The 23908-nt window shown below is 72.4% G+C and carries 24 protein-coding genes; 13 read left to right on the top strand and 11 right to left on the bottom strand.

Annotated elements, in window-relative coordinates; genetic code table 11:
- Positions 1-10: 10 nt before the first annotated feature.
- The 4 genes from ACFY30_RS07645 to ACFY30_RS07630 form a co-directional block, all read right to left on the bottom strand.
- On the bottom strand, positions 11-1792 hold the full coding sequence (locus ACFY30_RS07645) for an ABC transporter ATP-binding protein (protein WP_390844251.1): 1782 nt from the start codon (positions 1790-1792) through the stop codon (positions 11-13).
- A gap of 150 nt (positions 1793-1942) precedes the next feature.
- Complete coding sequence (locus ACFY30_RS07640) at positions 1943-2077, bottom strand: hypothetical protein (protein WP_390844250.1); 135 nt, start codon at positions 2075-2077, stop codon at positions 1943-1945.
- Between the two features lie 79 nt (positions 2078-2156).
- Positions 2157-2291: a hypothetical protein gene (locus tag ACFY30_RS07635; RefSeq protein ID WP_390844249.1), complete on the bottom strand. Its 135-nt coding sequence runs from the start codon at positions 2289-2291 to the stop codon at positions 2157-2159.
- Positions 2292-2541: 250 nt separating this feature from the next.
- A complete protein-coding gene (locus ACFY30_RS07630) occupies positions 2542-4344 on the bottom strand; it encodes a bifunctional metallophosphatase/5'-nucleotidase (RefSeq protein WP_390844248.1) in 1803 nt (600 codons plus the stop codon).
- A 156-nt stretch (positions 4345-4500) separates the two neighbouring features.
- Here ACFY30_RS07630 and mshD point away from each other — a divergent pair, with 156 nt between their 5' ends.
- Positions 4501-5427 carry a mycothiol synthase gene (gene mshD, locus ACFY30_RS07625; RefSeq protein ID WP_390844247.1) on the top strand — a complete coding sequence of 309 codons (927 nt, stop codon included), beginning with the start codon at positions 4501-4503 and terminating at the stop codon, positions 5425-5427.
- A gap of 61 nt (positions 5428-5488) precedes the next feature.
- A complete protein-coding gene (locus ACFY30_RS07620) occupies positions 5489-5854 on the top strand; it encodes a DUF4440 domain-containing protein (RefSeq protein ID WP_390844246.1) in 366 nt (121 codons plus the stop codon).
- Between the two features lie 15 nt (positions 5855-5869).
- Here ACFY30_RS07620 and ACFY30_RS07615 read toward each other — a convergent pair whose 3' ends face one another.
- From ACFY30_RS07615 to ACFY30_RS07590, 6 genes are all read right to left on the bottom strand, one after another.
- Positions 5870-6538, bottom strand: a complete 669-nt coding sequence (locus tag ACFY30_RS07615; protein WP_390844245.1) for an ABC transporter — start codon at positions 6536-6538, stop codon at positions 5870-5872.
- A gap of 11 nt (positions 6539-6549) precedes the next feature.
- Complete coding sequence (locus ACFY30_RS07610; RefSeq protein ID WP_390844244.1) at positions 6550-8106, bottom strand: ABC transporter permease; 1557 nt, start codon at positions 8104-8106, stop codon at positions 6550-6552.
- The gene (locus ACFY30_RS07605) at positions 8103-8984 is read right to left on the bottom strand and encodes an ABC transporter ATP-binding protein (protein ID WP_390844243.1); all 882 of its coding nucleotides are present in this window, start codon (positions 8982-8984) and stop codon (positions 8103-8105) included. The genes ACFY30_RS07610 and ACFY30_RS07605 overlap by 4 nt, the downstream gene beginning before the upstream one ends.
- A gap of 136 nt (positions 8985-9120) precedes the next feature.
- Positions 9121-9960, bottom strand: a complete 840-nt coding sequence (locus ACFY30_RS07600; RefSeq protein ID WP_390844242.1) for an anti-sigma factor family protein — start codon at positions 9958-9960, stop codon at positions 9121-9123.
- Positions 9957-10178 carry a hypothetical protein gene (locus tag ACFY30_RS07595; protein ID WP_390844241.1) on the bottom strand — a complete coding sequence of 74 codons (222 nt, stop codon included), beginning with the start codon at positions 10176-10178 and terminating at the stop codon, positions 9957-9959. Before ACFY30_RS07595 ends, ACFY30_RS07600 begins: the two co-directional genes overlap by 4 nt.
- A complete protein-coding gene (locus tag ACFY30_RS07590; RefSeq protein ID WP_390660578.1) occupies positions 10175-10717 on the bottom strand; it encodes an RNA polymerase sigma factor in 543 nt (180 codons plus the stop codon). The genes ACFY30_RS07595 and ACFY30_RS07590 overlap by 4 nt, the downstream gene beginning before the upstream one ends.
- A 235-nt stretch (positions 10718-10952) precedes the next feature.
- Between ACFY30_RS07590 and ACFY30_RS07585 the strand changes: the two genes are divergently transcribed.
- The 11 genes from ACFY30_RS07585 (at position 10953) to pstB (ending at position 23302) form a co-directional block, all read left to right on the top strand.
- The gene (locus tag ACFY30_RS07585; protein WP_390844240.1) at positions 10953-11420 is read left to right on the top strand and encodes a GntR family transcriptional regulator; all 468 of its coding nucleotides are present in this window, start codon (positions 10953-10955) and stop codon (positions 11418-11420) included.
- Entirely contained in the window at positions 11417-12319 is a 903-nt protein-coding gene (locus tag ACFY30_RS07580) for an ABC transporter ATP-binding protein (protein WP_390844239.1), read from the top strand. The genes ACFY30_RS07585 and ACFY30_RS07580 overlap by 4 nt, the downstream gene beginning before the upstream one ends.
- A 46-nt stretch (positions 12320-12365) precedes the next feature.
- Positions 12366-13397, top strand: coding sequence for an ABC transporter permease (locus tag ACFY30_RS07575; protein WP_390844238.1), 1032 nt, complete (start codon positions 12366-12368; stop codon positions 13395-13397).
- A complete protein-coding gene (locus tag ACFY30_RS07570; protein WP_390844237.1) occupies positions 13394-14392 on the top strand; it encodes a hypothetical protein in 999 nt (332 codons plus the stop codon). Before ACFY30_RS07575 ends, ACFY30_RS07570 begins: the two co-directional genes overlap by 4 nt.
- Before the next feature lie 189 nt (positions 14393-14581).
- Positions 14582-16939, top strand: a complete 2358-nt coding sequence (locus tag ACFY30_RS07565; RefSeq protein ID WP_390844236.1) for an RNA degradosome polyphosphate kinase — start codon at positions 14582-14584, stop codon at positions 16937-16939.
- Complete coding sequence (locus tag ACFY30_RS07560; protein ID WP_390844235.1) at positions 16920-18308, top strand: CHAD domain-containing protein; 1389 nt, start codon at positions 16920-16922, stop codon at positions 18306-18308. Before ACFY30_RS07565 ends, ACFY30_RS07560 begins: the two co-directional genes overlap by 20 nt.
- Before the next feature lie 133 nt (positions 18309-18441).
- The gene (locus tag ACFY30_RS07555; RefSeq protein WP_390844234.1) at positions 18442-18864 is read left to right on the top strand and encodes an NUDIX hydrolase; all 423 of its coding nucleotides are present in this window, start codon (positions 18442-18444) and stop codon (positions 18862-18864) included.
- A gap of 224 nt (positions 18865-19088) precedes the next feature.
- The gene (gene pstS, locus ACFY30_RS07550) at positions 19089-20216 is read left to right on the top strand and encodes a phosphate ABC transporter substrate-binding protein PstS (RefSeq protein WP_390844233.1); all 1128 of its coding nucleotides are present in this window, start codon (positions 19089-19091) and stop codon (positions 20214-20216) included.
- A 136-nt stretch (positions 20217-20352) separates the two neighbouring features.
- Positions 20353-21393 (top strand): phosphate ABC transporter permease subunit PstC, encoded by a 1041-nt coding sequence (pstC, locus tag ACFY30_RS07545; RefSeq protein ID WP_390844232.1) that lies wholly within the window; start codon positions 20353-20355, stop codon positions 21391-21393.
- The gene (gene pstA, locus ACFY30_RS07540; RefSeq protein WP_390844231.1) at positions 21390-22454 is read left to right on the top strand and encodes a phosphate ABC transporter permease PstA; all 1065 of its coding nucleotides are present in this window, start codon (positions 21390-21392) and stop codon (positions 22452-22454) included. Before pstC ends, pstA begins: the two co-directional genes overlap by 4 nt.
- 71 nt (positions 22455-22525) lie before the next feature.
- On the top strand, positions 22526-23302 hold the full coding sequence (gene pstB, locus ACFY30_RS07535) for a phosphate ABC transporter ATP-binding protein PstB (RefSeq protein ID WP_390660589.1): 777 nt from the start codon (positions 22526-22528) through the stop codon (positions 23300-23302).
- Positions 23303-23400: 98 nt separating this feature from the next.
- Here pstB and ACFY30_RS07530 read toward each other — a convergent pair whose 3' ends face one another.
- The gene (locus ACFY30_RS07530; RefSeq protein WP_390844230.1) at positions 23401-23823 is read right to left on the bottom strand and encodes a hypothetical protein; all 423 of its coding nucleotides are present in this window, start codon (positions 23821-23823) and stop codon (positions 23401-23403) included.
- Positions 23824-23908 lie beyond the last annotated feature (85 nt).

Below are 23908 nucleotides of genomic sequence, written 5' to 3'. Positions count from 1 at the left end.
GCGCGGACGGCTACAGCCTCAGCACGAGGGTGTCCTCCGCCGGGTGGGGGGCGGTGGGGGCGCCCGGCCAGGGTTCGGCCAGCCGGGCGTAGGCCGGGCAGCGGGTGATCAGCTCGTCGTGTGTGCCGGCGTCGATCAGGCGGCCCCCGTCCACGACGAGGACACGGTCGGCATCGGGGGCGAGGCTGAGGTCGTGGGTGATCATGATCGTCGTACGGCCTGCCATCAGGCGGCGCAGGGGCTGCACGATCTGACGGGCCGCCACGGAGTCGAGGCCGGCGGTGGGTTCGTCCAGGACGAGGACCGGGGCCGCGCGGAGCATGGCGCGGGCGATGGCGATGCGCTGGAGCTGGCCGCCGGAGAGGGCGGCGGTGCCGGGGGCGACGGGGGTGGCGTAGCCGTCGGGAAGGGCGGCGACGAAGTCGTGGGCGGCGGCGGCCCGGGCCGCCTGCTCGATCTCCCGGTCCGTGGCGCCGGGGCGGCCGCACGCGATGTTCTCGCGGATCGTGCCGTTGAGGACGAGCGTCTGCTGCGGCAGGAGCGCGATGTTCTCCCGGGCGAACTCCAGGGGTACGTCCGTCAGGGGGACGCCGTCCAGGCAGATCGCGCCCCCCTCGGGGTCGTAGAAACGGGTGAGGAGCTTGGCGAGAGTCGACTTGCCGGCTCCGCTCGGGCCCGTGACCAGGACCAGTTCGCCGGGTCCTGCGGCGAAGGTGACGTTCCGGAGGGCGGGGCGGGGGGTGTCCGGGTAGGTGAAGGTGACGTCGTGGAAGCCGATCCAGCCGTGGACCGGCCAGGCCGGGACCGGCTCCGCGGGATCCCGCACGGCCGGCTGCGCGTCGAGGATCTCGGCGATGCGGTCGGCGCCCGCCGTCGCCGCGGTGACCGTCAGGCCGAGCTGGCCGAGGCTGCGGACCGGGGGGTAGAGGTAGCCGATGAAGGCGGCGAAGGCGAGGAGGGTGCCGAGGGTCATGCGGCCGGCCGAGATCTCCCAGACGCCGAGGCCGATCACCGACAGGACGCAGAGGGTTTCCACGACCTCCACGAACTGCTCGTACATCTCGCCGAGCCGCGCCCCGCGCACGCTCGCCCGCATCCAGGCCCGCGCCTCGCGGTCGAGGCGCCGCTCCTCGTCGGCGCGCCGGTTGTACGCCTGGGTCAGGACCACGTTGCCCAGGGACTCCTCCACCACCGAGGTGATCGCGCCGTCCGCGACCCGTTCGTCCTGCGAGGCCTGCTTGATGCGTCCGGAGAAGCGGCGGGCGGCCAGGAGGAACAGGGGGGCGAGGAGGAAGGTGGCCAGGGCCAGGTCCCAGCGCAGGTACAGGGCGGCGGCCGCGTAGAAGACGGCGGAGAAGGCCGCGGAGACCGTGCCCACCACCCCGGACACGACCAGCTGCTCGATCGCCTCGACGTCTCCCGTCAGCCGCTCCACCAGGTCGCCCCGGCGGTGCCTCTGGAAGAAGTGCGGTGGCAGGTCCTGGACATGGGCGAACGTCCTCGCGCGCAGCCGCAGGACGAATCGTTCCGCCGTCCAGGTCGCCAGTGAGTTGCCCAGGTAGCCGACGAGGGCGCCGGACGCGGCCACGGCCAGCCAGGCGCCGGCCGGGCCCCAGAAGGCGGAGAGCGAGCCGGCCTTCAGGGCGTTGTCGGTGAGTTCGGCGAACAGCAGGATGGCGGCGGTCTCGGCGAGCGCGGAGACGACCACGCAGGCCACGATCACCAGCATCCACCTGCGGTCGCCGCGGGTCAGCGGCCAGAAGCGGCGGAAGGCCTCACGGGCTTCCCTCATCGTCGACGGCTCCCTTCCAGTAGGGGTGCGGGGCGGGGGTTCGGTACGGGCGGGGGCGCGTACGGGCGGGGGGCGGGGTCGGGACAAGGCCGAGGCGGGGCCGCCGGCACGAGAACGCTCATGCCGGTGACCCCGCCTCGTGGCGTCCCGTCAGCCCTGGTGCGCGACCGGGCGGCGCTTCGGGGTGACCTTCGGGGCGGCCTTCTTCTTGGCGGCGGGCTTCGGCGCCGGGGCGGCAGCGGTCTTGCGGGCCTTCTTCACCGGGGCGATCTTGTGGAAGCTCATGGGAATTACCTCTCCGTTCGACAGGTGCGGGTTATGTGCTTTTTATTTGTCGCGGCTTTGCAACAGTTCCTACTGCGACTCAGTCCTTATGGGAGACCGGGCGGCGCTTCGGAGTCACCTTCTTCACGGCCTTCTTCTTGGCGGCGGGCTTGGGAGCCGGGGCCACAGCGGTCTTGCGGGCCTTCTTGACGGGGGTGATCTTGTGGAAGCTCATGGCTCTCTCCTTGCGTAGTTGTCCCTGCGTCGTTCGCTCTCTTCGCTTTCGCGTCGTTCGCTTTCGACATGGAAAACACTACGGGACACGAGAAGCGGAAAAGGCCAATTCCGCTGAGACCTCGATGAATTACGGCTGAGACGAGTTTTCAGGCGGAGACGGGAACCAAACGGGGTCTCACACAGGCTTTAAATGCGACGAGGCCGCCGCGTCGGTGACGCGGCGGCCTCGCTGCGGAGGGAGTCGTGAACTACTTGACGATCGTGATCCGGTTCGCCACCGGCGGGGCGATCGGGCTGCCGGCCGAGGAGTTGGCCGTCAGGTACTGCTCCAGGGCGGTGAGGTCGTCGGTGCCGACGAGGTCGCCCGTGCCCTGGCCCAGGGTGGTGAAGCCGTCGCCGCCGCCCGCGAGGAAGCTGTTCGTCGCGATGCGGTAGGTGGCGGCCGGGTCGACGGCCGTGCCGTTCACCTTGATGGAGTCCGTGACGACCCGGTCGGCGCCGGTCTTCGTCAGGTCCAGGGTGTACGTGAGGTTGGCGGACGGCTGGAGGATCTTCGGGGAGCTCGCGTTCGTCCCGCTGACCTGCTCCTTGAGCACCTGGATCAGCTGGGCGCCGGTGAAGTCCTGAAGGTTCACGGTGTTGGAGAACGGCTGCACGGTGAAGCCCTCGGCGTACGTCACCACACCGTCGCCCTCGGTGCCCTTGGCCGCGTAGGTGAGGCCGGCCCGGACACCGCCGGGGTTCATCAGCGCGAGGTCGGTCTCGGGGTCGAGCCCCTTGCCGTACGCGAGCTGCGCGTCCGCGATGAGGTCACCCATCGGGGACTCGGTGCCCGTGTTGGGGATGTCGGCGGAGATGTAGCCGATGGCGCGGTTGCCGATGGGAGCCGCCAGGGTGTTCCACTTGCCGATCAGCTCGGTCATGTCGGGCGCCTTGGCGACGGTCCGGGTGACCACGTGGTTCGCCGACTTCACCGCCGTACGCGCGATGTCGCCGGTGAAGCGGTCGTACGTCAGCGTGGTGTCCGTGTAGAGACGGCCGAAGGACGCGGCCGAGGTGACCATGCGCGGCTTGCCCGCCGGGTCGGGGATCGTGCAGACGTACGCGGCGTGCGTGTGGCCGGTGACCAGCGCGTCCACCGACGGAGTGATGTTCTTCGCGATGTCGACGATCGGGCCTGAGATGCCGTCACCGGCGCCCGGGGAGTCGCAGTTGTAGTTGTACGCGCCCGAGGCGGGCTGGCCGCCCTCGTGGATCAGCGCCACGATCGACTTCACGCCCTGGCGCTGCAGCACCTTGGCGTACTTGTTGATCGTCTCGACCTCGTCCTTGAACTTCAGGCCCTTGACGCCCTCGGCGGAGACGACGCCCGGGGTGTCCTCCAGCGTCACGCCGATGAAGCCGATCTTGACGTCCTTCTTCTTCCAGACCCAGTACGGCTTCAGGATCGGCCTGCCGGTCTTGTCGTCGAGGACGTTGGCCGCCAGGTACGGGAAGTCGGCGCCCTCGAACTCCTCGTCCGTGTAGCAGCCGGCCGTCGGATGGCAGCCGCCGTACTGAAGACGGGACAGTTCCTTGGCGCCCTCGTCGAACTCGTGGTTGCCGACGGACGTGACGTCCAGGTCCAGCTTGTTCAGCGCCTCGACGGTGGGCTCGTCGTGGAACAGGCCCGAGATCAGCGGGGAGGCGCCGACCATGTCGCCGCCGGCCGCGGTGATGGAGTACGCGTTGCCCTTGCGCGCCTCGCGCAGATGGGTCGCGAGGTACTCGACACCACCGGCGTCGATCGTCTTCGTCGTACCGTCCGCCTGCAGTTCGGTGACCCGCCCGGAGGAACCGGACGGGGGCTCCAGGTTTCCGTGCAGGTCGTTGAAGGACAGCAGCTGCACGTCCTGGTAGCGGCTCGGCAGCGGCTTGCCGTGCTGGGAGTCGTGGGCGTCCGCCGGGAGCGCGGCCGCCATCGCGCCCGCGGTGGCGAGCGTCGCGGCGGCCGCGAGCAGACGGTACGTACGGCGTCTGCGACTCGGGTCCGGCTGGGATGTGGCTGGCATGCGCCCCCCTGTGGATGGCTGAAGTAGGTGGCCCCGTCCGGCGCAGCCTAAGGTCAACGCGCGTAGCGCGACAGGGGGTTCGTGGTTACATCCTGGTTTCCCTTTGCCCTTCGCTTTGCCCCCACTTTGCGGCGCCCGACCCTTACCCTCATACGCATGACCAGCGACGACATCGCACGGCCCCACGGCTCCCGCTCCATCGAGACCCTCTCCGAACTCTCCCCCGAACAGACCGACGCCGTGCTCGACCTGCTCGCCGAGGCCGCCCGCGCGGACGGCCAGCAGGCGGTGTCCGAACAGGGCCGGTTGCAGCTGCGCGGGGGCGCCCGCGACGGCGTCTCCCATCTGGTCCTCACCGTCGGCGGCGAACTCGTCGGCTACGCCCAGCTGGAGGACACCGACCCCGTCGAGGCGCCGGCCGCAGAGCTGGTCGTCCACCCCTCGCACCGCGGCCACGGGCACGGCCGCGCCCTCGGCGCCGCCCTGCTCGCCGCCTCCGGCAAGCGGCTGCGGGTGTGGGCCCACGGCGGCCACTCGGCCGCCCGCCATCTCGCCCAGGTCCTCGGGCTGACCCTGTTCCGCGAACTGCGCCAGATGCGGCGGTCGTTGGCCGACCTCGATCTGTCCGACCCGGTACTGCCCGAGGGTGTCACCGTCCGCGCCTTCGTCCCCGGTCAGGACGACGACGCCTGGCTCGCCGTCAACGCCGCCGCCTTCGCCCACCACCCCGAGCAGGGCTCCCTGGTGCAGCGGGACCTCGACGACCGCAAGGCCGAGCCCTGGTTCGACCCCGCCGGCTTCTTCCTCGCCTTCCGCGGCGAGGAACTCGTCGGCTTCCACTGGACCAAGGTCCACGCCGAGGAGCAGCTGGGCGAGGTGTACGTCCTCGGGGTCGCTCCCGGCGCCCAGGGCGGCGGCCTCGGCAAGTCCCTCACCACGATCGGCCTCCGGCATCTCGCGGCGCAGGGTCTGCCCACGGCGATGCTGTACGTCGACGCCGACAACAAGGCGGCGGTGTCGGTCTACGAGAGGCTCGGGTTCGTCACGCACGAGACGGACCTGATGTACCGCACCGAGACCTGAGCCCCGCCCGGTCCGGGCTCGCTCGTCGGGCCGTGCGTGCCGCATGTCCAGGCTTCCGGCCATGACTGATGAGCAGGAACGGGCCGTACAGGCGGCCGTCGAGGGCGAGTTGCGGCTTCTCGATCCCGAGGTACGGGCCTCCCCGGAGCGGGTGCTGGAGCTTCTGGACCCGGAGTTCACCGAGATCGGGGCTTCCGGCCGCCGCTGGGACGTGACGTCGATCCTCACGGTGACCAGTGGGGGCGGCATCTCCCCGCAGTCTCCGGTCGAGGTGAGTGAGATGTCCGGGACCCTCCTCGCTCCCGGCCTCGTCCATCTGACGTACCACGCCGACAACCAGGGCAGCCGGGCGCTGCGGAGCTCCTTGTGGCGGCTGACGGAGACGGGCTGGCGGATGTACTTCCACCAGGGCACCCCGGCCGCCTGAGCCCGCCCGGGCGGCTCACCCGGTCCGTCGCCGCCCGCGTACCGGCCGGCGTCCCAGCGGCTCCGGGGTCCACAGCGCGCACACCGCCACCGTCAGCAGCAGGACCGCCGCCCATCTCACCTGCGCGGCCTGCCACCAGGGGTCGGCCGGGGTGGCCAGCAGCCCCCAGCGGTCGGGTACGAGGACGGTCACCGCGGCTGCCGTGCCCAGACAGACGGCCGCGCTCCTGCCCACGTCCGCCCTGTCCGTGAAACGGACGGCGGTCGTGGCGAGGGCGAGGGCGGCGGCGCTGATCGCCGCTGCCTGCAACGTGACCGGGAGCAGGGGCGGCCGGGTGGGGGACGGCACGAGCAGCACGGCCGCCGTCCACCAGAGGGCGGTGAGGGGCACGGCCATGGCCAGGCGGAGGGCGGTCCGGACCGGGCGGCCTATCGGGGTCGTGGCGCAGGTGTCGCGGGCCGGGTCGTCCAGGACGAAGGCCAGGCCGACGGCTCCGCCGAGGGCGGTCAGGCGCAGGACGAACAGGCCGAGGCCGGCGTCCGGGGCGTGGTCCGAAAGGCGGGTGGCCGCCGCCGGCAGCAGGCCCAGGGCCGCGGCGGCCGCCGGCGCCCGGCGCGGAAGGGCGCGCCACACCGGCGGCACCAGGGACCGGAGCACGGCGGCCGGGATGTCCCGTCGGCTCATGTGTCCTCCTCTTACGACGCGTCGCACGACTCCGCCCCCTTCGGCACCGGGACCCCCAGCAGCTTCGCGGCCTGGGCCGTCGTGGTGGCCGCGGACGTCAGTTCCGTCCAGTGGGCCTTGACCCGGGCCGCCGCCTCGGCGCGGGGACGCCGCAGGAGCTCCCGGACGACGTCCGTCTGGTGGGCCGTCAGGTGCAGCGAATCCGTCGGGGCCAGGACTATTCCCGAGCCGGTGGTGCTGTCGTCCAGGCGGACGTGCTGGAAGGTGTCCATCGGGGTGGGTCCGCCGCCCAGGGCCAGCCACATGATGGTCACCGGCCGGGCGTCGCACATGTCCTCCACCGTGGCTTCCTCCGTGCCGGCCACGAGCACCGTGGCGACGCCGACCGCGAATTCGGGGATCCGGTTGCCGCCCCAGCGGGTGCCGACCGTGACCCGGCCGGGGATGGAGTAGGGCTCGAGGTAGGCGTCGGCCTCCACACCGCTGCTGGTGTCGATGCGCTGGCTGACCGTCAGGGCGGTGTCCGCGGCCGCGCCGCCCGCCAGGGACCGGACGCGCCCGACGACCGCGGCCCAGTCGGCCCGTACGCCGGTCCACTCGGGGAAGGAGCAGTACGTCGAGCCGTCGTACTCCTTGCAGGACTGGACCTTCTCCGGGGTCTCGGACGCCGTCCTGCGTGCCTCCGCCAGGCCCGCCGAGTCATGGGGCACCTGGCCGATCACGCCGGCCGCGGTGACGGCGAGCGCGAGTGCGGTCGCCGCCTTGACGGCCCGGGTGCGGCCGCCGGAGAGCAGCAGGGCCCCGCAGGTCCCGACGGCGCACAGACCCAGCATGTACAGGGCGTGCCAGTCGGCGGGGCGGCCGAGCAGATCGGAGGGGACCGGGTCGCCGCCGGTCTCGGCGGTGAGGACGATCGGCGAGAGCCAGCCCCACCACGTGCCCTCGTCCGCGAGGGTGGAGAGCACGACCGTGGCCAGGTAGAAGGCGATGACGAACAGTATGGGGACGAAGCCGGAGGGCAGGGCGCGGGCCAGCAGCACTCCGAGGACGCCGGCCAGCAAGACCGTCAGGGGGGCGACGGCCAGTTCGCCGAACGAGCCGTGGCCGATCGCGCCGGGCTTGAGCGCCTCCCGGGTGTACTCCACCGCGACGACGACCGCGGTGAGCGCCGCGAACGGGATCACGGAGAGCACCTGGGCGACGGTGCGCCGCCAGGGTTCCATGGCCAGGACGTCGAACTGGTCGGCCGTGCGGTTCTTGCGCGAGCGCAGCGCGGCCGCGTTGGTGCAGACGAGGACGGCGATGGCGAACAGCAGCGGGGACGACTGGACGGCACGGTCGACCGTGTTGAGGACCGGGTAGGCGTCCATGCCCTCCTGGAACGTCATGCGCAGGGCGACGAGGAGGACGTAGAGGGCGAAGAAGAGCAGGATCTGGATCTGCAGCAGGAGTTCACGGGCCTCGAAGCGGGCCAGGGCGAGGACGGCCGCGGTGCGGCGGCCCTCGCGCGGGGGCTCGCCGACCGTGACGGCCGGGTCCGCGACCGGGGCGGTCGTGGTGCGGCTCATGCCGTCACCTCCGCGCTCTCGCCGTCCAGGGCGAGCAGATAGCCGTCCTCCAGGGTGGGTTCGAGCAGATCGGCGCCGGCCGGCGGGTCACCGATGTTGCGGAAGGTGCCCAGGCCGGTGCGCCAGCCCGCCAGCGCGTCCGGGTCGCGTTCCGCGCTGCTCCAGACGCGGCCGGCCGCACAGGCGGTCAGGTCGGCGGGGGTGCCCTCGAAGTGGACGCGTCCACGGGCCAGGACGACGACGCGGTGGCAGAGCATCGCCACGTCCTCCGTCTGGTGCGTGGACAGCAGGACCGTGCGTCCCTCGCCCGCCTGGGCGATCAGTTCCCGGAAGCGCATGCGCTGTTCGGGGTCCAGGCCGACGGTCGGCTCGTCCAGGACGAGGAAGCCGGGGTCGCCGACGAGAGCCGCGGCCAGGGCGACGCGCTGGCGCATGCCGCCGGAGAGCCGCTTGAGACGCTTGCCGCGCAGGTCGGAGAGGTCGACGGCGTCCAGGACACGGCGTACCTCACGGTGGCGGGCGCCCCGGTCGGTCAGCTCCTTGAGGATCGCCACGTAGTCGACGAACTCGAAGGCCGTGAACTCGGGGTGGAAGCCGGGGGTCTGGGGCAGGTAGCCGAGCGTGCGGCGCAGGGCGAGGCGGCCGGGGGCGGTGCCGGGGTCGTGACCGAGGGCGGTGAACTCGCCGTCGTCGGCGGGTACGGCCGTGGCCAGCACCCGCAGCAGGGTGGTCTTTCCGGCGCCGTTGGGACCGAGCAGCCCGGTGACACCGCGCGTCAGCCGCAGCGAGACGCCGTCGAGGGCACGGGTGCCGCCGTAGCGCAGCGCCAGGCCGTCGGCCCGCACGGTGGTGGGCTCGGTGGTGGGGTCGATGGTCACGCGTGACTCCTGAACATGCGGTGGGCGGTCGGGCCGGCGGGGTCGGGAGCGGGCGGTGTCACGCCGCGCCTGCCGGCCGCGGGGACCGGGAGCGGTGTGGGGCCGCGGCCGTCACCCCGCGGCGCGAAGGGCCGTGTCATGCCGTCCCTCCGTCCCCGAAGCCGCCCAGGGGACGGGCGTCGAAGCGGTCCCGGGCCTGGTAGAGCAGCAGGGCGGCCAGCACCGCCACCCCTGCCGCGGCGGACTGGCCGACCGCGGTGAAGGGGGCGAGGGCGCCATGGGTCTGCACCTGGGCCAGGGTCACCAGCAGGGTCAGCCAGGCCCCGCCGACCAGGGCGGGCGCGAGGACCGGGCCCAGCCGGGCGGAGAGCGCGAGCGCCGTCGTCGTGAGGGCGAGGGCGGGCAGCAGCCAGGCCAGGGCCATCAGTCCGTAGCCCGGGAGGGCGAGGGTCGCCAGGCCGTTGAGGGCGAGGCCCGCGGTGAGCACCGCGACCGTACGGATCATCAGCAGCCGGAAGCCGTGCAGCGGGGCGACGACGGCCATCTCGTACGTCGGGTCCAGGCCGGGGCCGTAGGACAGGGCGACCCCGGCCAGCGGGAGCAGCGGGGCCAGCGCGAGGAACAGCGCGGGCACGTCCGCGACGCGTACCGCCAGCACTGTCATGACCAGCAGGAACAGCACCGACAGCAGCCAGGAGCGGCGCAGTACCGGTGTCGCGGTGAGCAGCCGCGCGGTGTGCTCGGCGACGCCGATCCGCAGCAGCAGCCGCTCGGTGAGGCTCGGCCGCGGCGCGTCCAGCTCGGCGTCGAGCCGCTCCCAGCCGGCGTCCAGCGCCACGGGGTCGGCGGTCAGCGCGAGCCGGGCCCGGCACTGCGCGCACCCGGTGAGGTGTGTGTCGGCGGACCACAGCAGGGGCGGCGCCAACTCGCCGTGGGCGTAGGCGCGCAGATCGTCTTCCGCCACATGCCACGTCATGCCTGTGCCTCCCTCGGCTGGTCGATGCCGGCGCCCGGACGGGCGCCGGCCGCTGTCCCGTACGGCGTGGGGCGGTCGGCCCGGTGCCCCGCCGGGCGCTCCCCCGCGCGGGCGGCGGCCCCGGCCCGCGCGTACCGGCGCCGGCCGGCCTCACCGGCGCGGCCGGTACGCCGGACGGCCCCGTGGGCGCCGTGCCCCTCGTCCACGAACCGCTTCATGCCAGCGCCTCCCGCAGTTGCTTGCGGGCGCGTTGGGCCCGCGTCTTGACCGTGCCGGGCGGGATGCCGAGCAGGACGGCCGCCTCCCGGGTGGTGAGCCCGTCGATGACGGTGGCCTGCAGGACGGCCCGCAGCTCCGGGGAGAGGCGGGTGAGGGCCCCGGCGAGGTCCCCGTGCTCCACCCCCGCGAGCACGCGTTCCTCCGCCGAGGCCTCGTCGCGGTGGCGCAGACGCGCGAGGGCCTGGCGCAGCCGGCCGCGCGCGCCGTCGCCGCGCAGGGCGTCGACCAGCCGCCGCGCGCCGATGCGCCACAGCCAGCCGGCGACGTCGCCCTCCTCGCGGTAGCGGGCGCTGCCCCGCCACACCGCGAGGAACGTCTCCTGGACGACGTCGTCGACTATCCCGGCGTCGGCGCAGCGGCCGCGCATGCGTGCGGTCAGCCACGGCGCGTACCGCCGGTACAGCTCCTCGAAGGCGTGACGGTCCGCGTCTGCCGCGATGGCCCGCAGCAGCTCCCCGTCGCTTCTCGTTTCGCTCACATCCCCTCATCGGTCCGGCCCCGCCGATCGGTTCACGATCCGGCCCACGAATTTTCCAGGCCCCTCCGCCCCGGATCTCACCCCGCATTTCCAGGCCCCCCGCCCGGACCTCACCCCGCATCTGCGCCCCCCGGCCCCGGACCTCATCACCCCGCCCGGCCCGTCCTCTCCCTCCCGATCTTGACTTCTCTCCCCCCTTGCACCACCCTTTCACTACTCAATTAGTGAAAGGGTGGTGATCCGAGTGGTCGAGTACCGCATCGACCGGCACAGCGGCGTGGCCACCTACGTCCAGATCGTCCAGCAGACCAAGCAGGCCCTGCGGCTGGGCGTCCTGCGGCCCGGCGACAAGCTGCCCACCGCCCGCGAGGTCGTCGAGGCGACCGCCATCAACCCGAACACCGTGCTGAAGGCGTACCGCGAGCTGGAGCGCGACGGGCTGGTCGAGGCACGGCGCGGGCTCGGCACGTTCGTGCGGCGCGGGCTGAGCACCGCCCCGGCCGACTCGCCCCTGCGCACCGAGCTGGACGCCTGGGCGGTCCGGGCCCGCGACTCCGGCCTGGACCGCGACGACGTGGCCGCGCTCTTCACCGCCGTGCTCGACGAACGCTTCGCGCCGCCGGGCAGTGGAGAACCCGCCCCAGCCCCCGCCGACCCCACCGCCCGCCCAGAGCCCGCGCACCCCCAGGGAGAACCCTCATGACCGACACCGCCATGGCGGCGACCGCGCTCGGAAAGCGTTTCGGCCGGCGCGGGGGCTGGGCGCTGCGGGACTGCACGTTCCGGCTGCCCGCCGGCCGCGTCTGCGCCGTCGTCGGGCCCAACGGGGCCGGCAAGTCCACGCTCCTCGCCCTCGCCGCGGGGCTGCTGGCCCCCACCGAGGGCACGGTCACCGTCCTCGGCACGGACCCCGCCTCCGCACGCGCGCGTGTCGGCTACGTCGCCCAGGACAAGCCCCTGTACCCGCAGCTCACCGTCGCCGACACGCTGCGCGTGGGCGCCGACCTCAACCCGGGCCGCTGGGACGCCGCGGCCGCCGGGCGGATCGTCTCCGCCGGGGACCTCGACCCCGGGCGGAAGATCCGCGCGCTCTCCGGCGGCCAGCGCACCCGCGTCGCCCTCGCGCTCGCCCTCGGCAAACGGCCCGAACTGCTCCTCCTGGACGAGCCGATGGCCGACCTGGACCCGCTCGCCCGGCACGAGCTGATGGGCACCCTCATGTCCCAGGCGGCGCAGTACGGGACCACGATCGTGATGTCCTCGCACGTGGTCGCCGAGCTGGAGGACTCCTGCGACCATCTGCTGCTGGTCGGCGGCGGCCGGGTCAGGCTCGCCGGGGAGACGGACGACCTGCTCGCCGCGCACACGCGCGTGAGCGCGACGTCGGAGTCGGCGGACGGGCACACCGGCCTCGCCCCGCACACGGTGGTCGAGTCCCGGGTCACCGGCCGTCAGTTCACCGCGCTGATCCGCCCCGCCGGCGGCCTCCCCGGCGACTGGCGCACGGCGACGCCGTCCCTCGAGGAACTCGTCCTCGCCTACCTGCGCAACCCCGAGGCCGCCCCCCTCACGCCCGCGACGCCCGAGGAGGCCCTGGCATGACCACCCGGCATCCCGCCGAGCCCCGCCGAGCCCAGGAGCCCGCCGCGTGACCACCCTCGCCTCGCCCGCCGTCCCCGCCCTGTCCCCCTCGCCCCCTTCGCCCCGCTGGCTGCTGCGCCTGCACCGCCCCGCCCTGTACACCTGGCTGGGCCTCGTCGCCGTCCTCGCCGCCGTCCTGGTGTGGCTGGGGGGCCCGCTCACCGACGCCGCGGCCGCGGCGTGGCGGCAGTACGACGCCGACTGCGCCGACGCCGCACCCTGCCGGTACGACCAGGACGCGATCCTGCGCTACAAGAACGTGTACACGTACACGACGTTCGCGCTGACCGCGCTCCCCTTCGCGGTCGCCGCCTGGGCGGGCGCCGCCCTGTTCGGCCGCGAGCTGGAGCACGGCACCGCCCAGCTCGCCTGGACACAGGGCCTGTCCCCGGCCCGCTGGCTGGCCACCAAGCTCGCCGTGCCCGCCGCGCTCGTCGCCGCCGGCACCGGGCTGCTGGTCGCGCTGCACCGCCTGACGTGGTCGGCCGGCGACGGCCGGATCGACACCGCCAAGAGCTGGTACGACAACCTGACCCTGCACACCAACGGCCCCACCACCGTCGCCTTCGCGCTGACCGGCCTGGCCGGCGGCGCCCTCGCCGGTCTGCTGCTGCGCCGCACCCTGCCCGCGCTGACGCTCACGCTCGGTGCCGTCGCCGCCCTGCGGGTGCTGGCCGACCAGGCCATGCCGCACCTGTGGCCGGCCGTCACCAAGGTCACCGGCCTCGGCACCGGCCCGGACGGTGCGGGCCTCACGGTCGACTCGGGCCTGGTGACCGCCGACGGCGCCCACCTCGCCGACCCCGGCTGCCGGTTCCCGTCCGCCGACGCCTGCGAGGCGGTGTACGCCAGGCTCGACGCCACCGGCTTCTACGCCACCTACCACCCCGAGTCCCACTACTGGCCGCTGCAGCTGACCACCACCGCGCTGCTCCTGGCCGTCGCCGCCGCCCTCACCGTGGCCGCGTGCATCCTGCTCAGGCGCACCACCGCCACCCCGCGCACCGCCCCGACCGCCGCCCAGGAGGCCACCGTATGACCGCCGTCGCCGACGCGAGAGCCGGCGTCTCCCCGACCCCCGCGGCCCCGCACACCTCCTGGGGCACCGCCCGTACCGTCCTGCGCCTGCACCGCTCCGCCCTCCTGGTCTGGGCCCTGTTCGTGGTGGGTCTGAGCGGCTGGCTGGTGTGGCTCGCCGAGGTCACCGCCCATGAGGAACGCAAGGCACTGGCGGCCTGCGACAGGGCGGGACAGGACTGGTGCGACATCACGATCACCGGCCTGCCCGGGTACTCCGCGGGCGTCGATCTGGTCGGTCTGCTGATCTCGTACCTCTTCCTCGGTGTGGCCGCCTTCGCGGGCGGCGCGCTGATCGGCCGCGAACTCGGCGACGGGACCGCGCACCTCGCCTGGACCCAGGGCATCTCCCCCACCCGCTGGCTCACCGCCAAGCTCGGCGTCCCCGCGCTCGTCGTGACCGCCGGCGCCACCGTGCTGGTCCTGGTGTACCGCTGGGCCTACGACGAGGACCTGCTGTTCAGCGAGTGGATGGGAGACAGCACGTACCTCTCCCGCGGTCCGACCACCCTCGCGTACGCGCTCTGCGCGCTCGCCGTCGGCGCGCTCACCGCGCTGCTGCTGCGCCGGCCGCTGCCGGCCCTCGGCGTGTGTGTCGTCGCCGTGCAGACGCTCTCCTTCGTGGTGGCGCAGTACCGCGGCTCGTTCTGGCCCGCCGTGACCCTCACCTCGGCGAGGGAGGACTTCGACTACCCCGTCACCGCGTGGACCGTGGAGAGCGGCGCACTCGTCCACGGCCGTCGGGTCCCGAACTTCGACGTCACCGACTGCTACGGCGGACCGGCCGCCAGAACGCAGGGCTGCCTCGACGACCTGGGCGTCACCGGCTTCTACACGACCTACCACCCCGAGTCCCACTTCTGGCCGATCAGCCTCGTGGAGACCGGCGTCGTCCTCACGGTCGCCGCCGTCGCCACCACCGCCGCCTTCCTGCTGCTGCGCCGCCGCGCGGCGTGAGCCGGGGGTGCGTACGCCCTTCCGCGGGGGGATGGACGTACGCACCCCTTCACCACGGCCCTGCCGGCCCCCTCCCCGACGGGCGCCCCCCCCCCGGCGCCCCACCCGACCCCCGCGATCCGCCCCCCGATATCCCACACGCCATGTCTCCGTAACCGTCGGTTCAGACGGCCTTGCGACGCTCGGCGAATGAAGCCCGCCGTGCCCGAGGCCTCGCCGCCCGAGGGGGATCACCCCGAAAAGACGGCCGCCACGCTCCCGCCTGCACGTTCCGACGCGCCCGTAACCTTCCTGGCGCGGAAGAATGGGTACATGAGCCAGTCACACGCCGCCCAGGCCGATGTCCAGCACGCGCAGCCCTCCGTGGGCTCCATAGCCGCGCACCGCCCGCACACCGTCGCGGCCGCGGTCTCCGATCTGGAACCCGACATCGATGCCGACCTCGACGCGTACGAGGAGTCGAGGATCGACGGGCCCCAGCTTCCGCAGGGCCGCTTCCTCGACCGGGAGCGCAGCTGGCTCGCGTTCAACGAGCGGGTGCTCGAGCTCGCCGAGGACCCGAACACGCCCCTGCTGGAACGAGCGAACTTCCTCGCCATCTTCGCCAGCAACCTGGACGAGTTCTTCATGGTCCGGGTGGCCGGACTGAAGCGCCGCATCGCGACGGGCGTGGCCACCCGTTCCGCCTCCGGGCTGCAGCCCCGCGAGGTGCTGGAGATGATCTGGGCCCGCTCGCGCGAGCTCATGGCCCGGCACGCCGCCGCCTACCACGAGGACGTCGCCCCCGCGCTCGCGGAGGAGGGCATCCACCTGGTCCGCTGGGGCGAGCTGACGGAGAAGGAGCAGGCCCGCCTCTTCACGCTGTTCCGGCACCAGATCTTCCCGGTCCTGACCCCGCTGGCCGTCGACCCCGCGCACCCGTTCCCGTACATCTCGGGTCTCTCGCTCAACCTCGCGGTCGTCGTACGCAACCCCGTGAGCGGTCACAAGCACTTCGCGCGCGTCAAGGTGCCGCCGCTGCTGTCCCGCTTCCTGGAGAGCTCGCCCGGCCGCTACGTCCCCATCGAGGACGTCATCGCCGCGCACCTGGAGGAGCTGTTCCCGGGCATGGAGGTGCTCGAGCACCACGCCTTCCGGCTCACCCGGAACGAGGACCTGGAGGTCGAGGAGGACGACGCCGAGAACCTGCTGCAGGCCCTGGAGAAGGAGCTCATGCGGCGCCGCTTCGGACCACCGGTGCGGCTGGAGGTCGAGGAGTCCATCGACCGCGAGGTCCTGGACCTGCTGGTGCGCGAGCTGAAGATCTCCGAGGCCGAGGTCTACCCGCTGCCGGGCCCCCTGGACCTCACGGGTCTCTTCCGCATCCACAGCCTCGACCGGCCCGAGCTGAAGTACAAGAAGTTCATCGCCGGCACGCACCGCGACCTCGCCGAGGTGGAGTCCGCCTCCGCCCCCGACATCTTCGGCGCGCTGCGCAGCCGCGACGTCCTCCTGCACCACCCGTACGACAGCTTCTCCACCTCCGTCCAGGCCTTCCTGGAGCAGGCGGCCGCCGACCCGGACGTCCTCGCGATCAAGCAGACCCTGTACCGGACCTCCGGCGACTCCCCCATAGTCGACGCGCTCATCGACGCGGCCGAGTCCGGCAAGCAGGTCCTCGTCCTGGTCGAGATCAAGGCCCGCTTCGACGAGCACGCCAACATCAAGTGGGCGCGCAAGCTGGAGGAGGCCGGCTGCCATGTCGTCTACGGCCTCGTCGGCCTGAAGACCCACTGCAAGCTGTCCCTGGTGGTCCGTCAGGAGGGCGAGACGCTGCGGCGTTACAGCCACGTCGGCACCGGCAACTACCACCCGAAGACGGCCCGGCTCTACGAGGACCTCGGGGTGCTCACCGCCGACCCGCAGGTCGGCGCCGACCTCTCCGACCTGTTCAACCGGCTCTCCGGCTACTCCCGCCGCGAGACCTACCGCCGGCTCCTCGTCGCCCCCAAGTCACTGCGCGACGGCCTGATCTCCCGGGTCGAGAAGGAGATCCAGCACCACCGCGCGGGACGTCCCGCGTACGTCCGCATCAAGGTCAACTCGATCGTCGACGAGGCGCTGATCGACTCCCTCTACCGGGCCTCCCAGGCGGGCGTGCCCGTCGAGGTGTGGGTGCGCGGCATCTGCGCGGTGCGCCCGGGCGTGCCGGGTCTGTCGGAGAACATCAAGGTCCGCTCGATCCTGGGCCGCTTCCTTGAGCACTCCCGGGTCTTCGGCTTCGGCAACGGCGGCGAGCCCGAGGTGTGGATCGGCAGCGCCGACATGATGCACCGCAACCTCGACCGCCGGATCGAGGCCCTGGTCAGGGTCACCGACCCGGCCCACCGGGCGGCCCTGAACCGGCTGCTCGAAACCGGCATGTCCGACGCCACCTCCTCCTGGCACCTCGGCCCGGACGGCGAGTGGACCCGGCACGCGGCCGACGCGGACGGCCAACCCCTGCGCAACGTCCAGGAGATGCTCATAGACGCCCGGAGGCGCCGGCGTGGCACAGCGACACCATGACCTGACGGGTCCCGCGGCCGGGCCCGCCCCCGCTCTCGGCTCCGCCCGAGGCGAAGGGCCCCCCACCGGGGAAGCCCTGGCGGGCTACCTCCGGGCCCAGGCCACGGACTTCCTCCGCGCACTGCGGCTGCACCGGGAGACCGGGGGCGGTACGTCGCTCAACGGCTCGTGGGCGGGCGGCGCGGCGGCCCCCGGTGCGGCGGGCGGCGCGGAGGAGGCCGTCGACGCGGCGCGCGCCCTGCGCCGCACGGCCCGCCGCATCAGCGGCAGCCTGCACACCTTCCGCCCCCTCCTCGACCCGGAGTGGTCGGAGCAGATCCGCCCGGAACTGGCCTGGCTCTCGGGCACGCTGGCCCTGGAGCACGCCTACGGCGCCCGCCTGGAACGCCTGCTGCTGGCACTGCACCGTCTGTCGGGCACCACACCGGTACCGGCCCCGACACTGGGCGCGCCCACGGCCGGGCCCGCGCAAGGCGCCCCCGCGGGCACCGCCGCGTCCACCGCGGCCGCGGGCAGGACTGGTCACGGCACGGCAGCGAAGACCTCCGCGGCAGGCCCGGCGGCCGGCACCTCCGCGCCGGGCGCAGCCGCGGGCACCTCCGCAGCAGGCACCTCCCCGGCAGGCGCGGCCGCGGGCAGTCGTGCCGCCGGGGCGGCGCCCGTCCCGGCCAAGGCGGCGCCCGTCCCGGCGAAGGCGGCGTCCGCCCCCGGCGGGGGCCCCACCACGGTGCCCGCCCCCGACCGCGGCAACCTCACCGTGGGCGCGGCCAAGGCAGGCGCCCTCCTCGACCGCCAGCTCACCCTCGCCCGCACCCGGGCGCACAGCACCGCCCTCCAGGCGCTCGGCTCCTCCCGCTTCCACGCGGTCGCGGACAAGGTCGCCGTCCTGGCCAGCGAGGTCCCGCTCACCCCCGGCGCCGCCACCACCGACCTCCGCCCGCTCGCCGCGGCCGCCGAGGAGCGTCTCGTGGACGCCGTCGCCGCCCTGCCCCTCGTGACCGCGGGCAGCCCGTACAACGCGGAGGCGCTGGTCCACGGCCTCTCCCCGGACCCGGCCCCGCACCCGCAGGACGCGCCCTGGCACCAGGTCCGCCTGCTCCTGCGGCTGCACCGCTACGCCTGCGAGGTCCTGCACGGCCGCGGGACGCCCCTGGAGATGCGTCTGATCACCGCGGGCCAGGCCCTCGACCGGCACCGGGACGCCTCGGAGGCGGCGGCCGCCGCGGCCCAGGCGGCCCGTACGCCCCGCATCGCGCCGGCCACCGCGTACGCGCTCGGCGTACTGCACGCGGACCAGCGGCATGAGGTGGAGGCAGCGCGGTACGCGTTCCAGCACTGCTGGCAGAAGCAGACCGTCAGCACGCCGTAGACCGTGCCGCGGCGACCGGACGGCACGCTGTACACCATGCCGTAAGCGCCCGGACAGCACGCCGTCACCGGGAGGACGGCCGGCCCGGGCAGACAGCAAGCCAGAGAGCCAGTCAGGCAGGCGGTGAGAAGCAGTGAGCTCCCCGAACCAGACCCTCGTCCAGGCAGCCGGCTGTGTCCTGTGGCGCCGCTCCCCCGTCGGCGGTGAACTGGAGGTGTGTCTGGTCCACCGGCCCAAATACGACGACTGGTCACACCCCAAGGGCAAGCTCAAGCGGGGCGAGGACCCACTGGCCGGTGCCCTGCGCGAGGTCGCGGAGGAGACGGGCTACCGGGCCGCGCCCGGGGCCCCGCTGCCCACCGTGCGGTACGAGGCGAACGGCCGGCCCAAGCAGGTGCGCTACTGGGCGGCCGAGGCGGTGTCCGGCGGCTTCACCCCGAACGACGAGGTCGACCGCCTCCTGTGGCTCCGGCCGTCGGCGGCCCGCGTCCGTCTCACCCAGGCCAGGGACCGTGAGCTCGTCGACGCCCTCCTGAACACCATGCGCCTCACCTGACCCGGAACCCCGCCGTGTCCTCGACGTAAGCGTTCCGTGACCTAACCAGGACGTCCCCAGGGGTTCACCCGTCGTTCATTCGCGCCCGTAGGCGCCTTCACCTGATCTGCCTAATTTCGGCCTTACCCGGTGCGGAACGCGACCAGACGGACGCGCCCACACCGCCCATGACTTTCGCACGCCGCCGAATTCAGGACGGCGGCTCCTGGAAGGAACTCCCTCAAGTGAAGCTTCAGCGCATGAACCGGCGGGCCCTCACCCTCGGTGCTCTCGCCGTCTCCGGCGCCCTGGCCCTCACGGCGTGCGGCTCCGACGACACCGGCTCCAGCAGCGGCAGCAGCTCCTCCGCCACCGCCGCGGCCGGCTCGATCAAGTGCGACGACGCCAAGGGCCAGCTGCTCGCCGACGGCTCCTCCGCGCAGAAGAACGCGATCGACGCCTGGGTCAAGAACTTCACCCAGGCCTGCTCCGGGGTCCAGGTGAACTACAAGGGCTCCGGCTCGGGCGCCGGTGTCACCGCGTTCACGCAGGGCCAGGTCGCCTTCGCCGGTTCGGACTCCGCGCTGAAGCCCGAAGAGGTCACCGCGTCCAAGTCGGTCTGCTCGGGCGGCCAGGGCATCGACCTCCCGATGGTCGCCGGCCCGATCGCCGTCGCGTACAACGTCTCCGGCGTGGACGACCTGGTGCTCGACGCCTCGACGATCGCCAAGATCTTCGACGGCAAGATCACCAACTGGAACGACAAGGCGATCGCCGCGCTCAACCCCGACGCCAAGCTCCCCGACCTGAAGATCCAGCCGTACCACCGCTCCGACGAGTCGGGTACGACGGACAACTTCACGAAGTACCTGATCGCCGCCGCCCCGAGCGACTGGAAGTACTCCGGCGGCAAGGCCTGGCAGGCCAAGGGCGGCCAGTCCGCCTCCGGCTCCTCCGGTGTCGCCCAGGGCGTGAAGCAGACCAGCGGCGCGATCGGCTACATGGAGCTGTCGTACGCCAAGGACGGTCTCGGCGTCGTCTCCATCGACACCGGCGCCTCCGCCCCGGTCAAGGCGTCCTCCGACGGTGCCACCAAGGCCGTCGCCGCCGCCCAGGTCGTCGGCACCGGCAGCGACCTGTCGCTGAAGCTCGACTACACCACCAAGGCCGACGGCGCCTACCCGATCACCCTGGTCACCTACGAGATCGCCTGCGACAAGGGCAACAAGTCCGCCACCCTGCCCGCCACCAAGGCGTTCCTGCGCTACATCGCCAGCACGGAGGGCCAGGGCATCCTCTCGGGCATCGACTACGCGCCGATCCCCGACGCCATCATCTCCAAGGTCCGCACCACCATCGAGGGCCTGAGCTGATCTGAAGGTGCGGTCCGGCACCGGGGAGACCCGGACCGGACCGCACCCGTCCGGTGCACCGCCGCCAGGGGCCGCCCGAGGGCCGGCCCCGCCCGAGCCGCCCACACCCGACGCGGCTCCGCAGACCGGAGACCCCATGGACATATCAACGCAGAAGACAGGCACCGGCGCCGACGACGCGCACCCGCCCCACGACTCCCTTCCCCCCGCCCCGCAGCCCGTGACCGCCGAGGAGAAGCGCGCGGCCCGCGGCGCCACCCGGCCCGGTGACCGGATCTTCCTCGGTCTCTCCCGCGGGTCGGGCATCCTGCTGCTGGTGATCATGGCCGCGATCGCGGCCTTCCTGGCCTACCGCGCCTACCTGGCCATCAGCGAGGACGAGGCCAACTTCCTCACCGCCTTCGAGTGGAACACCAACCTCATCCCGCCGAAGTTCGGCATCGCGGTCCTCGCCTTCGGCACGGTCGTGTCGTCGGTGATCGCGATGGTGATCGCGGTCCCGATCGCCGTGGCGATCGCCCTCTTCATCACGCACTACGCCCCGCGCCGCATGAGCGGCCCCCTCGCGTACGTGATCGACCTGCTCGCCGCCGTCCCGTCCATCGTGTACGGCCTCTGGGGCGCCCTGGTCCTCGTACCGCACCTGGACGGCCTGTTCGGCTGGCTGAACGACTACCTCGGCTGGACCGGGATCTTCTCCTGGGACGAGGGCGCGCCGCGCTCGATGCTCACCGTCGGCATCCTCCTGGCGATCATGATCCTGCCGATCATCACCAACGTCAGCCGCGAGGTCTTCCGGCAGGTCCCGCAGATGCACGAGGAGGCGGCCCTGGCGCTGGGCGCCACCCGCTGGGAGGTCGTCCGCATCGCGGTGATCCCCTTCGGCCGCTCCGGAGTGATCTCGGCCTCCATGCTCGGCCTGGGCCGCGCGCTCGGCGAGACGATGGCGGTGGCCACCGTCCTGTCCCCCGACTTCGACATCCACGCCAGCCTGCTGAATCCCGGCGGCGGCACCTTCGCCCAGAACATCGCCAGCAAGTTCAACGAGGCGACGGAGTTCGGCCGTGACGCGCTCATCGCCTCCGGTCTCGTCCTCTTCGTCATCACCCTGCTGGTCAACGGCGCGGCCCGCATGATCATCGCCCGCCGCAAGGAGTACTCGGGGGCCAACGCATGAGCCACGCAACCGCAGTCGCCGACAAGCGCCCCAGCACCCTGCGCGGCGCGAGCCTCCCGAAGTGGTCCCCGTGGGCGATCGCCGTCGGTTCGGTCGCCGTCGCCGTCGGGATCGGCCTGGCGGCCGGCCTCGACAGCAGGATCCAGTGGGGTCTGATCGCGGGCGTCCTCTTCGTCCTCGGCACCTACGGCATCGCGGCCAAGGTCGAGGGCCGCCGCCAGGCCAAGGACCGGATCGCCACCTCCCTGGTGTGGGTGGCGTTCGTCCTCGCCGTGGTCCCGCTGGTCTCCCTGATCTGGACGACGATCGTCCGGGGCGTGAAGGTCCTGGACGTCTACTTCCTCACCCACTCCATGGGCGTGGTCGCCGACTCCGAGCCGGGCGGCGGTATCTACCACGCCATCATCGGCAGCCTGGAGCAGGTCGGCCTGGCGACGCTGATCGGCGCCCCGGTCGGCATCCTCACGGCCATCTACCTGGTGGAGTACGGCCGCGGCAACCTGGCGAAGGCGGTCACCTTCTTCGTCGACGTCATGACCGGCATCCCGTCCATCGTCGCGGGTCTGTTCATCCTCAGCCTCATGCTGATGTTCGACATGCAGCCCTTCGGCTTCGCGGGCTCCCTCGCCCTGGCGATCCTGATGATGCCGGTGGTCGTCCGCTCGACCGAGGAAATGCTGAAGCTGGTCCCGAACGAACTGCGGGAGGCGAGCCTGGCGCTCGGCGTCCCGAAGTGGCGCACCATTGTCAAGGTGGTGGTCCCGACCTCGATCGGCGGCATCATCACCGGTGTGATGCTGGCGGTGGCCCGTATCGCCGGCGAAACGGCTCCGGTCCTCCTCCTCGTCTTCGGAAACCCCTTCATCAACAACAACCCCTTCGAGGGCGCGCAGGCCTCGCTGCCGCTGTACATCTACCAGCAGTACGCGCAGAGCGCCGGCTCCACGGCGGCGTACGACCGGGCCTGGGCGGCGTCGCTCACGCTGATCGCCTTCGTGATGATCCTCAACCTGGTGGCCCGCGGCATCGCCCGCTGGAAGGCCCCCAAGACCGGTCGCTAAGGCGACATTTTCCCGCTCCGCGGGGCGTGGCCCCTCAGCTCAGCGACCGAGACGGAAGTGAAGTAGTAACCATGTCCAAGCGAATCGATGTCAGCGGACTGACCGCCTATTACGGCACCCACAAGGCGATCGAGGACATCTCGATGACGGTCGAGCCGCGCTCGGTGACGGCCTTCATCGGCCCCTCCGGCTGCGGCAAGTCGACGTTCCTGCGCACCCTGAACCGTATGCACGAGGTGACGTCGGGCGGCCGGGTCGAGGGCAAGGTGCTCCTGGACGACGAGGACCTGTACGGCGCCGGCGTGGACCCGGTGTCCGTCCGCCGCGAGATCGGCATGGTCTTCCAGCGTCCGAACCCCTTTCCCACCATGTCGATCTTCGACAACGTGGCGGCGGGGCTGCGCCTCAACGGCAACTACCGCAAGAGCGAACTGGCGGAGATCGTCGAGAAGTCGCTCCGGGGCGCGAACCTCTGGAACGAGGTGAAGGACCGCCTCAACAAGCCCGGCTCGGGCCTGTCCGGCGGCCAGCAGCAGCGTCTGTGCATCGCGCGGGCGATCGCGGTGGAGCCGAAGGTGCTGCTGATGGACGAGCCCTGCTCGGCCCTGGACCCCATCTCGACGCTCGCCATCGAGGACCTGATCGGTGAGCTGAAGGAACGCTTCACGATCGTCATCGTGACGCACAACATGCAGCAGGCCGCCCGCGTCTCCGACCGCACGGCGTTCTTCAACCTCGCGGCCGTGGGCCAGCCCGGCAAGCTGATCGAGATCGACGACACCGAGCGCATCTTCTCCAACCCCTCGGTGCAGGCGACGGAGGACTACATCTCGGGCCGCTTCGGCTGATCCCCCCTACCCCTCGCGGTGCTGCATGGCGGTGCCACCGCGAGGACGCAGAGGGCCCGCCCCCCGGCTTCGGGGGGCGGGCCCGTTGTTGCCCGACGTCACCCGATACCGTCGGCGTAAGCCTTCTTCCAGCCGCTGCAGGTGCCTTCCTTCAGGTCACCGTTGTCCCGGAGGCAGACCTTGAGGTAGATCGTGGCCGACTCGGCGAAGTTCTCGTCCACCGGCACGCACTGGGCGAAGCCCTTGCCGTTGTACACGTCGTGGACCGTGCCGCCGCTGCCGACCTTCCAGGAGCCGACGACACCGGCGCCGTCGGACCAGTTGTCGCAGATGTTGAAGTCGTCGCCGTCGGTGTAGAAGTCGTTCGAGCCCGCCGCGCTCGCGTAGCCGCCCCAGTTGACGGTGCTCACGCCGTAGCGCTCGATCGCCGCCGACGCAGGCGAGGCCACGTAGAGCATGGTGGCCGCCGCGGCACCCACCACTCCCGCGCCGGACAGCAGCCGCCTGCCGAGAATCGCCATGGAAATCCCCCCTCAATGGTCGATCACGCGTCCATAGAACGCGTGATCGGCATGATCCCACGGGCGGGACCGGCGGGTCGGGATT

It is taken from the genome of Streptomyces sp. NPDC000345 (assembly GCF_042898825.1).
GTDB lineage: Bacteria > Actinomycetota > Actinomycetes > Streptomycetales > Streptomycetaceae > Streptomyces.
The sequence above is the reverse complement of the archived record's forward strand: the minus strand, read 5'-3'. Positions and strand labels throughout refer to the sequence as shown.